The sequence below is a fragment of the Methanolobus halotolerans genome, assembly GCF_004745425.1.
In the GTDB taxonomy this organism is placed as follows: domain Archaea; phylum Halobacteriota; class Methanosarcinia; order Methanosarcinales; family Methanosarcinaceae; genus Methanolobus; species Methanolobus halotolerans.
This window is the reverse complement of the sequence record NZ_PGGK01000013.1, coordinates 43,362-58,260: the sequence shown is the minus strand read 5'-3', so window position 1 is coordinate 58,260 and position 14,899 is coordinate 43,362. Positions and strand designations below refer to the sequence as shown.

The 14,899-nt window shown below is 44.7% G+C and carries 15 protein-coding genes; 14 read left to right on the top strand and 1 reads right to left on the bottom strand.

The window, feature by feature from the left end:
- The first annotated feature begins 402 nt into the window (after positions 1 to 402).
- The 7 genes from CUN85_RS10720 to CUN85_RS10690 all read left to right on the top strand — a co-directional run bounded on the left by CUN85_RS10720 (position 403) and on the right by CUN85_RS10690 (position 7,619).
- The gene (locus tag CUN85_RS10720; protein ID WP_135390316.1) at positions 403 to 1,461 is read left to right on the top strand and encodes a DUF362 domain-containing protein; all 1,059 of its coding nucleotides are present in this window, start codon (positions 403 to 405) and stop codon (positions 1,459 to 1,461) included.
- A gap of 57 nt (positions 1,462 to 1,518) precedes the next feature.
- Positions 1,519 to 2,586, top strand: coding sequence for a 60S ribosomal export protein NMD3 (locus CUN85_RS10715; protein ID WP_135390315.1), 1,068 nt, complete (start codon positions 1,519 to 1,521; stop codon positions 2,584 to 2,586).
- A gap of 12 nt (positions 2,587 to 2,598) precedes the next feature.
- On the top strand, positions 2,599 to 3,798 hold the full coding sequence (locus tag CUN85_RS10710; RefSeq protein ID WP_135390314.1) for an ATP-grasp domain-containing protein: 1,200 nt from the start codon (positions 2,599 to 2,601) through the stop codon (positions 3,796 to 3,798).
- Between the two features lie 80 nt (positions 3,799 to 3,878).
- Entirely contained in the window at positions 3,879 to 4,370 is a 492-nt protein-coding gene (locus tag CUN85_RS10705) for a transcription factor (RefSeq protein WP_135390313.1), read from the top strand.
- 1 nt (position 4,371) lies between these two features.
- Positions 4,372 to 4,878, top strand: a complete 507-nt coding sequence (locus CUN85_RS10700) for an HDIG domain-containing metalloprotein (protein WP_135390312.1) — start codon at positions 4,372 to 4,374, stop codon at positions 4,876 to 4,878.
- A gap of 111 nt (positions 4,879 to 4,989) precedes the next feature.
- Entirely contained in the window at positions 4,990 to 5,622 is a 633-nt protein-coding gene (gene psmB, locus CUN85_RS10695; protein ID WP_135390311.1) for an archaeal proteasome endopeptidase complex subunit beta, read from the top strand.
- Positions 5,623 to 5,708: 86 nt separating this feature from the next.
- Entirely contained in the window at positions 5,709 to 7,619 is a 1,911-nt protein-coding gene (locus CUN85_RS10690) for a beta-CASP ribonuclease aCPSF1 (protein ID WP_135390310.1), read from the top strand.
- 25 nt (positions 7,620 to 7,644) lie between these two features.
- Here the strand turns inward: CUN85_RS10690 and CUN85_RS10685 are convergent, their stop codons facing one another.
- Complete coding sequence (locus tag CUN85_RS10685; protein ID WP_135390319.1) at positions 7,645 to 8,301, bottom strand: HAD family hydrolase; 657 nt, start codon at positions 8,299 to 8,301, stop codon at positions 7,645 to 7,647.
- A 241-nt stretch (positions 8,302 to 8,542) separates the two neighbouring features.
- Between CUN85_RS10685 and mbhE the strand changes: the two genes are divergently transcribed.
- The 7 genes from mbhE to mnhG are packed head-to-tail and all read left to right on the top strand — an operon-like array spanning position 8,543 to position 14,386.
- Complete coding sequence (gene mbhE, locus CUN85_RS10680; protein WP_135390309.1) at positions 8,543 to 10,912, top strand: hydrogen gas-evolving membrane-bound hydrogenase subunit E; 2,370 nt, start codon at positions 8,543 to 8,545, stop codon at positions 10,910 to 10,912.
- Positions 10,909 to 11,325, top strand: a complete 417-nt coding sequence (locus tag CUN85_RS10675; protein ID WP_135390308.1) for a monovalent cation/H+ antiporter subunit B — start codon at positions 10,909 to 10,911, stop codon at positions 11,323 to 11,325. Before mbhE ends, CUN85_RS10675 begins: the two co-directional genes overlap by 4 nt.
- Entirely contained in the window at positions 11,322 to 11,750 is a 429-nt protein-coding gene (locus CUN85_RS10670) for an NADH-quinone oxidoreductase subunit K (RefSeq protein WP_135390307.1), read from the top strand. Before CUN85_RS10675 ends, CUN85_RS10670 begins: the two co-directional genes overlap by 4 nt.
- Positions 11,747 to 13,288, top strand: coding sequence for a proton-conducting transporter transmembrane domain-containing protein (locus tag CUN85_RS10665; protein ID WP_135390306.1), 1,542 nt, complete (start codon positions 11,747 to 11,749; stop codon positions 13,286 to 13,288). Before CUN85_RS10670 ends, CUN85_RS10665 begins: the two co-directional genes overlap by 4 nt.
- On the top strand, positions 13,285 to 13,779 hold the full coding sequence (locus CUN85_RS10660; RefSeq protein ID WP_135390305.1) for a Na+/H+ antiporter subunit E: 495 nt from the start codon (positions 13,285 to 13,287) through the stop codon (positions 13,777 to 13,779). The genes CUN85_RS10665 and CUN85_RS10660 overlap by 4 nt, the downstream gene beginning before the upstream one ends.
- Positions 13,776 to 14,039, top strand: a complete 264-nt coding sequence (locus CUN85_RS10655; protein ID WP_135390304.1) for a cation:proton antiporter — start codon at positions 13,776 to 13,778, stop codon at positions 14,037 to 14,039. The genes CUN85_RS10660 and CUN85_RS10655 overlap by 4 nt, the downstream gene beginning before the upstream one ends.
- Complete coding sequence (gene mnhG, locus CUN85_RS10650; protein ID WP_135390303.1) at positions 14,036 to 14,386, top strand: monovalent cation/H(+) antiporter subunit G; 351 nt, start codon at positions 14,036 to 14,038, stop codon at positions 14,384 to 14,386. The genes CUN85_RS10655 and mnhG overlap by 4 nt, the downstream gene beginning before the upstream one ends.
- The last annotated feature ends 513 nt before the right edge of the window (positions 14,387 to 14,899 follow it).

The following is a 14,899-nucleotide window of genomic DNA, read 5'->3' as shown; positions in this document are numbered from 1 at the left end:
AATGTGAGTTTCCTGATGCAGCTAGCGCTGCATCAACAAAGTTTAAGTACTTATTAGACAAAACACTAAACATCCCCTTTGTGTTTTCGCTAGCAAGTTAACACTTTGGGGTTTTATCCTTTTTAAATGATTACGGACTAAATTAAGTAGGAAATAGGTTTTCTACAGAGCCCTTATATTACTCGCTTAAATGTACCTAAAAACAAACAATTTTTGCACAAAGTACTGGTCGATATGAGTCATACAGGATTAATACTAAATGAATACTAAATGAATGCTAAATGAGATACTTGCCGGGCACTTTGACATATTAAGAGCAGTGGTGTCTGCCATAGAGTAAAATACAGATAAGACACATATGACAATATTGATTAAATTCAACTACTGATTTGAGGATTATATATGAGTGATGTATTTTTTAAGCCTTCTGAGAATATTGGCACCGATGAGACCCAGATAGATCAGATAATTGACCTTTTTCCCAAGATATCACCTGTAAGGAAAGGAGACATTGTTGCAGTAAAGATCCATCCAGGAGAATACGGGAATACCACACACATACATCCAGTGTTGGTCAGAACAGTGGTCGACCTGATAAAAGAAGCTGGAGGAATACCTTTTGTCACCGACACTACGGTCCTTTACAAAGGAAGAAGATTCAATGGCGTTGAAGTCATCGATACTGCTGCCATCAACGGTTTCTCACATGTAGGGACAGGAGCACCATTTATCTGTGCAGACGGCCTGCTTGGAGATGAATGCGTGACTGCAAGGATCGACGGAGAGAAGGTGGATGAGATCACGGTTGCCTCGGCAATTGCCAGGGCAGATTCCATGATAATGATATCTCATTGTAAAGGTCATCCTGCATCCGGTTTTGGAGGTGCCGTGAAGAATCTGGGAATGGGATGCCTGGACAAGGCCGGTAAGACCAGAGTCCATGAGGTTGGCAGGCCGGATATCGACCCTGAAAAATGCGTGGGATGTAATAAATGCGTTACAGTGTGTCCATGGGGAGCAATCTCTGTAGACGAAGGTAAAGCCAGGGTTGACAAAGAACTCTGCAAGGGTGAACTTTCGTGTGCACAAAGCTGCAAGCACGGCGCTATAGTACCACCTCCGGGATTCTTCAATGAGATGCAGGCCCGGCTGGGTGAAGCTGCAATGGGACCAATAAAGTTACTTGAAGGCAGGATCGGATACATTAACTGGACATTCAATCTCACACCAGGGTGTGACTGTTTCAATTTTTCCGCGCCTGCGTTCACAGGAGATATAGGAATACTTGCCTCAAAGGACCCCGTTGCTTTGGACATGGCAAGCATTGACCTTATCAACAAGAGAATGCAGCATGAAAGAAAGGGACAAATCCATGATGTGTGGGGCATCGACCCTGTGATCCATGTTAAATATGCAGCACAGATAGGTGCAGGTCACCCGGAGTACAGACTTTTGAGTTGAACGCAAAATTCCCAAACAAGGGAAAACATTATTAGGCCGGGCAGGGATTCTGGAACAATGAATTTTACCATTTGTCCCAAATGCGGAAAAGATACGGAAAGGCTGTTTGACGGTCTTTGCCAGAAATGTTTCTTTGATAGCTCAGATCTTGCACAGTTGCCATTAGTATTGCATGTAAAGATATGTTCAAGTTGCGGAGCACGCTTTAGAAAGGGCAGGTGGACAAATGATCACAACATTGACGATATTGTGATACAGACTGTAGAGGATGAACTGCTCATACATGAAAAAGCAGACAATATTGAGCTCTATATCGAACCCAGGCAGATGACTCCGCACCTGTATCGGGTTAAGATAGATGTTGATGCTTCTGTGATGGATGAAAAACTTCACCAGCAAGTCGAAACAGAGGTGCGTATAACACGCCTGGCATGTGATATGTGCAGCCGGATGTCCGGAGGATATTTCGAGTCCATACTCCAGATAAGAGCTACAAACCGTCGCCTGACCGATGAGGAGAAAGGAGAATGCATGGATATTGTCAATTCCACGCTGGCAAGAATGCATAAAAAAGGTGACAGGATGGCATTTATTTCCAATTCTATCGATGACAGGGACGGTATTGACCTGTATATGGGTTCGGCAAATGCAAGCCGTGATATCTGCAAGGAGACAGTAGCCAAACTAGGAGGGGGGTTTTCGGAATCTCCCAGCCTTTTCACCAGGAAGGATGGTAAAGATGTTTACAGGATCACTTTTTCATTAAGATTGCCTGAATTTATGCCGGGTGATATCATCGAGTTTGGCGGAAGGGTCATCGAGGTCAGGAAATTCGGAAAGAATGTGACAGGAATGGACCTTATAAGCGGTTCCAGGTATCTTTCAAAGCCCGACGACATCCATGGTGCAGAACTGGTTGCACGGAGAGAGGATGCCATCATGACCGTCGTAGTTGCAACGGAGGAGGACGAACTCATGTTGCTTGATCCGGAAACTTTCAAGACCGTCACAATTAAAAAGCCCCTATTATTCAATGCAGAGGCAGGAGATGAAGTCCCTGCAATAAAAACAAACAACGGTATCGTAGTGGTCCCGGAAGATACTTCCGGGAAAAACAGCAACTGATCTCACAGCATCATGAAGAATATACTTGTCATAGGATTCAGCACCCGCAACATCGTTTGTTCGGGAAAGCGCGCAGGCTACAATATGTTTGCTATCGACGCTTTCTGTGACCATGACATGCTGGAGTGCGCTAAGGCAACCATAAAGCTTCATACCGGTGAAAGTTTCGATGCCAGGAATATAGAACCTTGTAGCCTGACTGAACAAATAGAAAGCTTCGGGACTGAATTCGATGCGATCATACCTGCATCGGGTTTTGAGACGATGGAATTCCCCGGGAGTTTGCCGGTCCTCCGCAATGACCACGATTCCATGGAACAGGTTTCGGATAAATCCAGGTTTGCAAAGCTTCTCAGATCACTGGACCTGCCCCACCCACAGACATACGCTTTATCGGAACTGGAAAGCATAACTTACCCGGTCATGATAAAACCTGCATGCGCAGGCGGAGGAATATTTAACCGGGTGCTGTATAGCCAGAATGATCTGCAGCCTTATCTCGAATCTCTGGATAAGCTGCATATTTCGCTAAAAAAAGAAGATATGATAGTCCAGGATTACCTTATAGGCACCCCTGCAAGTGTATCTGTCATTTCAACAGAAGATGAAGCCCGCACTGTAGCGATCAATGAACAATTAATAGGAACTCCCTGGCTTACAAAAGTCCCTTTTGCATATTGTGGAAATGTTACACCTTTTATAACGCCTTATGCGGACCAAATGAAAAATATAGCTGAAGAACTAATAAAAGAACTTGGACTCATAGGATCTAATGGAGTGGATTTCCTTATGACCAGAGATGGGCCTGTGATAATTGAAGTAAATGCAAGGTTCCAGGGGAGCCTTGATACCGTGGAGATGTCCACCGGATCGAATATATTCGAAGCACATATGCAGGCCTTCGAAGGCAATATCAGGCTGAAAGAGCCTTCAAAAAGGCAGTATGCGGCCAGGGCCATACTTTACGGAAACAGGGATAAAGAAATAACTTCTAATATACAGAGGAAGATCCTGGAAAGGTACATTGCAGACGTGCCCAAGACAGGAGACATGATGCACATTGACGAGCCACTTACCTCCGTACTGTCCACCGGGCGTTCCAGAGGAGAAGTGATCAGCGAAGCAAAAAGCAGCGTCATGTTTATACGGGAGTGTCTGGAAGTAGACACATCCCGCAGAGGAAGTCCGAGAACAGAGAGCACTTATGTATAAGATAATCAAACAGTGCTTTTTGGCAAAAGTTAATATTGGAATATATTGCATAAACATGCGTTTTATGAGGTGAATGTTTTTTGATAGATATGGATAATCCGGTCATCAGGGGATATCTTATCCGGCTTGTGGGCGAAGATGGGCTGGAAATGATAAAAAAAATGCCCGAAGGCGAAGTTACGGATGAACAGATTGCAGAAGCAACAGGTATACTTCTGAACATAGTCCGAAGAACACTTTTTATTCTCAATGAAAATAAACTGGCTGTTTGCAGGAGAGAGAGGGATTCCAGCAGCGGATGGCTCACGTATCTCTGGACACTCGATATGTCCGACATCGAGCCACAGCTTGTTAAAGAGAAAAAGAGGGTTACGAAGAACCTGAGAACACGTCTTGCTTTCGAGGAAGATAATGTTTTTTATACCTGTCCCGAAGGCTGCACGCGTATGAACTTCAACGAAGCTACAGAATGCGAATTCCTTTGTCCGTTATGTGGCGAGGATATGATGTTCGAAGATAACCACGTGTTCGTTGAAAAAATACAGAGACGTCTCAAAAGCCTCGAGAGTTGAGATGATATCTCACAGTCAGGCCTTAACCATACTCGGGGATTCAGGCTGTAGCAAGAAAGTGATAGCACACTGTATCGCGGTTTCCAGTCTTGCGACCCGGATAGGAAAGGAACTTTTATCCAGGGGTGAGAAGCCGGACCTTGAACTCATCGGGATTGGCGGCCTGCTGCATGATCTGGGTCGGGCTAAAACTCATGGCATGATGCACGCGGTGGAAGGTGCCAGGATGGCAGAGGAAATGAATCTTGATCCACAACTTGTCCAGATAATAAAAAAACATATTGGTGCAGGCATAACACCGGATGAGGCAATGGAACTCGGACTTCCGGAAGATGATTACATGCCGGATACCCTTGAAGAGAAGATCGTTGCGCACGCCGATAATCTTACAAAAGGAACAAGAAAGATAACAATTGAAGAGCGGCTTTCAATGATGGGAGAAAAGAATATCAACAGCAACAGCATTGTGCGTGTCAGAAGGCTTGCCGCTGAGATAGGCATTGTATAGAACACAAGGGATAATTATTTATATAGAAATCACTAATGGGTAACTGTGCATTGGAATGCATAACACGTTTTTATCATGTTAATTTCTCATTTTTAGTTAGAGGTATAATTGATGACCGATGATAAGTATTTGAAAGGTACAACCACAGTTGGGATAGTTTGCAGTGATGGTGTTGTTCTCGCAACCGAACAGCGTGCAACGATGGGGCATTTTATTGCAAGTAAAACTGCAAAAAAGATATACCAGATAGATGATTTTGCAGCTATGACAACCGCTGGTTCCGTGGGAGACGCTCAGCAGATCGTACGCATTATAAGTGTCGAGTCAAAGCTTTACAAGATGAGGCGCAAGGAATCGATGACTATTAAGGGCCTGACCACTCTTTTATCCAACCTTTTAGCCGGACAGAGATATTATCCGTTAATGGTTCAGTTGCTGATAGGCGGCTATGACAAGAACGGTCCTGCATTGTACTCTGTAGATGCACTTGGTGGCAACATCGATGAAAAGGAAGTAGTTGCAACCGGTTCAGGTTCACCTATCGCATATGGTGTGCTTGAAGACAGGTTCAAGGAAAACCTGAGTACCGACGAAGGAACAGAACTGGCTGTCAGGGCTTTACACAACGCAATGAAGAGAGACTCTGCATCTGGAAATGGCATTGATGTCGTAGTCATAACCAAAGAAGATTATAAAAGACTGGAATCAGAAGAAGTCAAGAAACTGAGGGAACAACTCAACTGACAAAAATTTATATATTTTTAAAGTATAATTTTTAAAACTAAATTTTCATAACTTTATTTTTCATTTTTTACAGGAAGGCTATTTTAATGGCGGTAGAAGAAGTATTATCTGATCTTAAGAAAAAGATTGAGGAAAAGTTGCCAGAAGGCACAACTATTTCTAATGTTGAATTTGAAGGTCCGCAACTCGTAGTTTACACTGAAGAACCAAAAAAGTTTGCTGATAACGGTAATATTGTCCGGAATCTTGCAAAGATATTGAGGACGCGTATAGTAGTGCGTCCGGACCCCAAGGTATTGATGCCCCCGGAGGAATCGATACAGAAGATAGAACAGACAGTTCCATCCGAGTCCATAATATCTAATTATCACTTCGCCCCGGACGTGGGGGAAGTAATAATCGAAGCTGAAAAACCGGGACTTGTTATCGGCAAACATGGCGAGACACTTAGAGAAATAACAAAAAAGATTGGCTGGACACCTAAAGTTGTAAGGACACCGCCAATAAAGTCACGGACAGTAAAGAACATCCGTGAATTCATGCGTACAAATCATAAGGAAAGAAAAGACATCCTGAAAGCAGTGGGAAGGAAGATACACAGAGGATGTACTTCCAAGGACCAGTGGGTAAGGATAACATCACTCGGAGGAGCAAGGGAAGTAGGACGCAGCTGCTTCATAGTTTCGACACCCGAATCCAGGATAATGATCGACTGTGGAGTGAACGTTGCTTCAGAGGACGATATGACCCCATATCTCTACGTACCTGAGGCATTCCCCATAAACCAGATCGATGCAGTTGTGCTGACACATGCACATCTTGACCACCAGGGCCTTGTTCCCCTGCTCTACAAGTATGGTTTCGAAGGGCCCATATATTGCACCCCGCCCACGAGAGATCTTATGGCTTTATTGCAGCTGGACTTTATAGACGTAGCTGCAAAGGAAGGAAAAAGACCACCTTATGCCTCAGCAGATGTAAGAGAGGGTTTAAAGCACACCATCGTACTCGATTATGAAGAGGTCACTGACATCGCACCCGATATCAAACTGACATTCCATAATGCAGGACATATCCTGGGTTCTGCCGTATCGCACTTCCATATAGGCGACGGACTGCACAATGTAGTGTTCACCGGCGACTTCAAGTTTGAGAAGACAAGGTTGTTCGATGCTGCTGTCAACAAGTTCCCGCGTGTTGAAAGTGTGGTAATGGAATCCACTTATGGTAATTCAAATGCTATGCAGCCATCCCTGGCGGATGCCGAGAATAACCTCAAGACTGTGATAAATGAGACACTTAGTAAGGACGGAATCGTACTCATTCCTGCATTCGCTGTGGGCAGAAGTCAGGAAGTTATGATCGTTCTTGAAGACGCGATCCGCAGAGGGGAGATACCGAACGTTCCTGTATATCTTGACGGGATGATATGGGAAGCTACGGCCATTCATGCCACATATCCGGAATACCTCAATAACGATCTGCGTAAACTTATCTTCCAGAAGGGAGAGAACCCGTTCCTTGCGGAATGTTTCAGACCTGTCGATTCGAACGAGCTGCGCAGGAAGATTATCGATGAGCCGCACCCCTGCGTGATATTGGCCACATCAGGTATGATGAATGCAGGTCCAGTCATCGAATACTTCAAGAAGTTCGCAGATAATGAGAACAATACACTTGTATTCGTCGGCTATCAGGCAGATGGAACAATGGGTAGAAGGATCCAGAAAGGATGGAAGGAAATTCCTTTGTCCACCAACAACGGGACCCAGGTTGTATCAATGAACATGAGAGTAGAGGTTGTTGACGGTTTCTCGGGTCACTCAGACAGAAGACAGTTAATGGACTACATCAAGAGAATGAAACCCCGTCCGGAGAGAGTTTACACCGAACACGGGGACGAACGCTCTTGCCTCGACCTTGCAAGTTCGATCCATAAAAAGAACAAGCTTGAGACCAGGGCCCTGACAAATCTGGAAACTGTACGGCTTGTATGACCGTACACCCTTTTTTATAAGTGATCTATTCACGCTCTGAAAGAGTCAGACCTTTCAGGTAATCTATTAAAGAAGCGTGATCCGCGAATACCCTGTCAGCTTCCGACAATTTCTCAGGCTCGATATAGGTTGCGACTGCCACACAGTATAGACCTGCATTCTTAGCAGATCGCACTCCCAGGGGTGCATTCTCTACAACAAGACACTCTTCCTTTTCGAGGCCAAGGCGATCGACAGCTTTCAGGTAAGGTTCAGGATCGGGTTTTCCATTGTTGACGTCTTCACCTGAGATTACAACATCGAAAGTATCCGGATAGAATCTACTTATCAGGCTGTTCACAATTTTCCTGTCGGCACCTGAGGCAACAGCTAGTTTATACCGGCTGTGCAAAAGCTGCAGGCATTCACGCATGTTCACAAATGGCTCTGCCCTGTTATTCTCCATGAAAAGGGCTCTTTTCTTTTGTAGCAGTTCTTCATATGTATCATTATCAGCCTTTCTGCCATCCTTTTCGAAAAAAATATCAATAACACCTTTATGATTTGAGCCTTCTATCTCGTATACTTCATCCTCAGATGCATAGACACCTTCATCTTCAAATACCTTCACCCAGGCTTGTGCATGATAGGGCATAGAATCCACAAGCACACCATCCGAATCAAATACGATTCCCTTGAACATACTTTGCAGTATTGCCCCCATATTAGAATAAGTTTGCTGGAACCTATTTTTGACAAACGGTCTTTTGCGATAGACTCGCAAATATCATGAAATAAAAACTTATTACAAAAAGTCATTCTTTGCCAATCCTATTTCCTGTTATATAACTTCCCATCAAAGAAAATGATAATTATCCGAATCCTTCACTAATAATAATTGCCATTAACAAATATTATATATGGGGAGTTAAATCTAGAATGGCATGGATTCGTTTACAGCAATTACTCTAGCGGTTTTTTTGCCATTCATTTTGGCCGGTATATTGCCAGTTGTTGAAAAGGTCCTGAAGAACAGGATTGGGTGGTATGCAGCGGCGGTCGCTTTATTGAGTCTGATACTGGTGGCACAGGTTGCACCAACTGTGATTCATGGAGAGAATATCCAGGGCTCTATACCGTGGATTCCTTCAGTGGGCATCGATCTGTCGTTCTATGGGGACGGCCTCAGTATCATGTTCGGTTTAATTGTCTCCGGGATTGGCGTCATAATCATGGCATATTCCAATGGATACATGTCAAAAAGAGAAGACCTTCCACGTTATTACCAGCAACTTCTCTTCTTCATGGGGTCCATGCTTGGGATGGTCTTTTCAGCCAATCTTATCCAGTTGTTCATCTTCTGGGAACTTACAAGTATCACATCTTTCATGCTCATCGGATACTGGCGCAACAGGCCCATGTCAGTCTACGGAGCGACCAAGTCCCTGCTTGTTACAGCTACAGGCGGTCTTTTTATGCTTGCAGGTTTCCTGTTACTTAACGCTATGACAGGCACTTTTGACATTCCCACCATACTGCATAGCGAATCCATGATAGAATTCATAAAAGACCATGAACTTTTCATTTTCGCACTGATCCTTATCTTAATAGGTGCTGCCTCGAAGTCCGCACAGGGACCTTTCTATATATGGCTCCCAAACGCAATGGAAGCACCCACTCCTGTAAGTGCTTTCCTTCATTCTGCTACAATGGTCAAGGCAGGTATCTATCTTGTCGCGAGGATACACCCGATGTTCTCCGGAACCGACGCCTGGTTCATTCTGGTAAGCGGTGTCGGCATAATCACAATGCTTGTGGCAGGCTTTTTGGCTTTCCGCCAGACAGACATCAAGGGAATACTCGCATACTCGACTATCAGTCAGCTTGCCTACCTTATGACCATGTACGGCTACACCACCCACATCCACCCCGGCATAGGAGTGGCTGCCGCAACTTTCCACCTGCTCAATCATGCAACTTTCAAGGCATCCCTCTTCCTTGTAGCAGGCATAGTTGCCCATGAAACGGCCACAAGGGATATTACAAAGATGGGAGGCCTGCGCAAGGAGATGCCTATAACTTTCATTCTGGCGACCATCGGTGCCCTTGCCATGGCAGGGATACCACCGCTGAATGGTTTCCTGAGCAAGGAACTGTTCTATGAGGCATCCTGGGAGATGGGAGCTGAACTGGGAGGAGCTTTCACCTTCGTGATCCCTGCACTGGCAGTGCTCGGAGGAGTGTTTACTTTTGCCTATTCCATCAAGCTAATAGACGGTATTTTCCTGGGTAAGCGCCCTTCCAGAGGCCTCCCGGAACACATACATGATCCTGGCTGGACAATGATCCTTCCGACTGCCTTTCTTGCATTGCTTATCATACTGTTCGGACTGGTCCCTTCAATACCGGCACATTACATCATCGAGCCGGCAACCGAAGCAATACTACTCGAGCCTGTTGATCTGCATGTCAGTCTATGGCACGGGTTAACACCTTCACTGGCGATGACAATTGTCACATTCATATTGGGACTGCTCATCTATACACGCTATGACAGCATCGCTGCCTGGCAAAACAGATTCAACTCAAAGCACCCCATGATAAGTGTCAACTATTTCTACGATGCAGCAGTGAACAATGCAAAAAGCACCACATTCGGTTTTTCATCACGCATGCAGCCCGGGACTATCAAGACCTATGTAACAGCCCTGCTGCTACTCATGATTGTATTATTCATTATACCGATCATTGTGCTTACACCTGATATCATTCCTTCCACCCTAAACTTCGACATACAGGCATACGAAGGAATAGTGTACCTTTTCATGATCGTGGCAGCACTTGGTGCCGCATTGCTTCCTAGGTACTTACCTGCGATAGTATCCCTTTCAGGACTGGGGTATCTTGTAGGTTTACTGTTTATTTACCTGCAGGCACCTGATCTTGCGCTTACACAGGTACTGGTCGAAACACTCACCACGATCATATTCCTGCTTGCTATCGTGAAGATACCGCAGAAGTTCCGGGAGCACATAACTCCGTCGGTGATGACCAGAGACCTTTTAATTGCTTCTGCAGTTGCTTTGACCGTATTTATAATGATGATCAATGCCACTCAGGGCATAGTCCCGCCCTTTGAGAGCCTCTCCCATTACTTCATTGAAAAAAGCATTCCATTGGCAGGAGGTCATAACATGGTCAACGTCGTGTTAGTTGATTTCAGAGCTTATGATACACTTGGAGAGATAGCAGTCCTTTGCCTGGCGGCACTTGGTGTTTATAACCTGATTCACAGCAGAGGTGAGGAAGAATGACAACTATAATTACAAAAACAGTTACCAGAATATGCTTACCTTTAGTGATCCTCTTTTCCATCTCCCTGCTGCTTGCAGGCCATAACAACCCGGGAGGAGGTTTTATAGGAGGAGTGATGTTCGCTTCGGTGATTGCGCTGACATATATTGTCTTCGGGATTGATCATATCAGGTCCTTCTTTAACCCTGATTGGGCCGACTTGTTTGCGTCAGGTCTGTTACTTGCATCCTTAACAGCCTTTGCAGCACTGCCTTTCGGACATAACTTCTTCAGAAGTGCCGTAGAATTTTTGCATCTGCCCTTTTTCGGCGAGGTAGAGCTTGTATCAGCAGCCCTGTTCGACCTGGGAGTCTACTTCGTTGTGATAGGCAGTCTGCTCTCTGTTCTCAAAAACGTAGGTGATGACAAGTGAACAATACTTTGCTCTCATTGACTATTGCCATCCTTTTCGGTATCGGCACATTCCTGATCCTTCGCAGGGACATAGTAAAAGTAATAATCGGCCTCAGTATTATTTCACATGCTGTGAACATGCTTATAGTTTCCAGTGGCGTTTTTGCAGGAACAAAGCCGCCAATTATCACCGATGATGGAGGTCACGGGGCATCTGAGACCACAGGGACAATATTCACCGATGTCTTATCGGAGAACATACTTGCACCGATAACTACTGCTGGCCATAGTGTGAATTATGTAGACCCGCTTGTCCAGGCCCTTGTACTCACAGCCATAGTCATCAGTCTGGCAACGACTGCCTTCATACTGATACTTGCTTATCGGATCTATGAGGAATATGGCACCACGGACATAAAGGAACTAAGGAGGCTCTGGGGATGAATATAGTCATGCAGCACCTTCCGATAATCCTGATCGCCACCCCCATCCTCATGGCAGCGCTTATGATCTTACTCAGGTCAAAGCCCCGATTTCAGAAGGATCTCAACGTCACAGTTTCGTTCTTACTCACAATCCTGAGTGCACTGCTACTGCTCCAAGTATGGAACTCCGGCATACAGGCATACGGCGTCGGTGAATGGGGCAAGTATGGCATAATACTTGTTGCAGACCTGCTGAGTGCCGGAATGGTATTCCTTACAACCTGCATTTCATTCCTGTCACTCATATATTCACTTGACTATATCGAGAAAAGGTCGCTAAATTCCACATACTATCCGCTGTTCAACCTCCTGCTTGCAGGCCTGAACGGATCCTTCCTTACAGGAGATATATTCAATCTCTTCGTGTTCTTTGAACTGCTGCTGCTCTCATCATGCGGACTGGTAATCGCAAACGAGCATGGAGGAGTTACAAGGATATCTGACAAAATGGAAGCGACATTCAAGTACCTTGTACTGAACATGCTAGGAGCCTTTATAATGCTGATAGCTGTTGCTTCCCTGTATGCGACTACAGGTACATTGAACATGGCAGATATCTCAGTAAAGCTCAGTGCCATGAGCGCAGCCGGGACAATGCCCTGGCACGTATTTGCCATTGCCCTTATGTTCATAGTGGTTTTCGGCAATAAGGCAGCAATCTTCCCATTACATTACTGGTTGCCCGATGTGCATCCCTCAGCACCCTCGCCCATCAGCGCCATGCTTAGCGGTGTGCTGATCAATGTTGGTGCATATGGCATGATACGCGTATTCTTCCTGATATTCAGGGACACCCTATACATATTCCAGCCGGTGATAATTTATCTTGCACTCGCGACCATAATCATCGGCGCGATCTCTGCTGTCGCACAGACCGATGTAAAGCGTCTGCTGGCATACTCAAGTGTGGGCCAGATCGGTTATGTTTTCCTTGGTATCGGCCTGGGAGGCATGTATGCAATTACAGCGGCACTGGTTTACCTTGTGAACCATGCGGTTGCCAAGTCCATGCTTTTCCTGAGCTCAGGAGGTATTATACACCATGCAGGCACCAGAGACATGAGAAAAATGGGAGGTATGGTCGACAGTGCTCCTTTACTTGCATCTATGTTCCTTGTGGGAACCATGTCCATTGCAGGGCTGCCGCCCACAGGTGGATTCATAGCTAAGTTCCTGCTGTTCGATGCAGGTATCAGTGAGAAGTACTACTTTGAGATCGGAATAGCCCTTTTCTTTGCAGTATTTACACTGTTTTACATGTTCAGAGCCTGGCTACTCATGTTCTGGGGAGAGAAGAGGGACGTAGAGAAATATGGTGAATATTCTTCCCATAAAGCATCCTCTTTGATTGTAATACCAATCATAATGCTTGCCTCTGCGGTCTTGATCTTCGGATTGTTTGCCGAACCCCTGATCTCACTGGCAACTGCGACCGCAGGACAGATACTTGATCCGCAACCATATATCCAGGCGGCACTCACGGAGGTAGTCAGATGAAACGCTATATCCCCTATGCTGTAATATTGGGACTGGTATGGTGTTTTGTCCATGGCACAATCAATTTAAACAACTTTGTGCTCGGATTCATCTTTGCACCGTTCATTATGATCCCTTTCAAGCCACTCTACAATTTTGAGCATGATTTCTCAGTTAAGAGAGGTATTAAGAAGATACCTCCCCTGGCAAGATATTCCTTTGTCCTTATCACAGAGATCATTAAAGCCAATATTGTGCTGGCAAAAATAGTACTTAAACCGAAAATGGACATAAAACCGGGCATCATTGCAGTGCCCATACGGACAAAAACTGAATTGGGAACTACTGTAATAGCCAATACTATAACACTTACACCGGGAACACTTACTATTGACATATCCGATGACCGATCATTTTTATATGTTCATACTATCGATGCATCGGATCCGGATGCAGTGGCCCGCTCTATCAGGGATGGGCTGGAAAAATATGTACTGGAGGCATTCGAATGATCTCAATGTTCACATTTGCGATAACTTTCATGGTACTTGCGATCGTCCCATGTATCTACAGAATAATAAAGGGGCCTACAATACCTGACAGAGTAGTAGCGCTTGATGCAATGACAGTTGTAATAGTTGTCATGCTGGCAATATATTCTTTTGACAGGGGCTCGGCCTTTTTCATGGATGTTGCACTCGTGCTTTCCATCATTGCATTTGTAGGTACTGTGACTATAGCTAAATACCTTGACGAAGGAGTGGTTCTATGATAGTGGATACTATTCTGGAGATACTGAGCAACATCTTCCTTGTAATAGGCCTGTTCTTCGTATTCCTGGGTATGCTGGGTCTTGTCAGACTTCCTGACGTCTATAACCGACTGCACACTACAACAAAGATAGGCACACTGGGAGCTTTTGGAGTTATGATAAGCATCCTTCTGAAGGTAGGTTTTTCGCCCATCGGCGTTAAAGCCATAACCGTAGGCTTATTTTTGTTGCTGACAGCCCCTATCGCCGCTCATATGATAGGTCGTGCTGCCCACAGGCACGGCGTGGGCCTTTGTGATGAGTCGGTAGTTGATGAATATGGGAAAGTCTGCACAATTAAAAAATAGAATAACTGAAAACTATATTTTTGAAGTGATCTTGTGAGAACTCAAGATCATCTTCTTTTAAAGTCGATTAGAGATAATTTTTCTGACTTATTGAGCAACAGCAGCAAACATATTTAGTAAAATATATCAGAAGCATTCATGAAGAACAGATTTAAGTAAAGAACATAATAAGACTTGCACCAAATTTAACTCCTATTTCAATTTAACCCCTTAGGATGATTGTGAGCGGGTTGGGGAGTGGGGGTTAGTGTGGGAGTGGGGTTAAAAACAGACCCGCTCACTTAGCGAGTAGATGTTATTATGCTATATAAGCATTCCTATTTATTAACTACAAAAATTACTAAAGAAGAGCCACAATTGAGAATTATTGGGAATCACTTTTCTGTACAAAGAATGGAATTTACCTCATAATCAGAGATAATGACATTAGCCCGGACAAAAAACTTATCTCCTTAGTAATGCAATACATGGTTCATAACTGGTCCCACAGGATACAGTCCGGAACAGGAATAT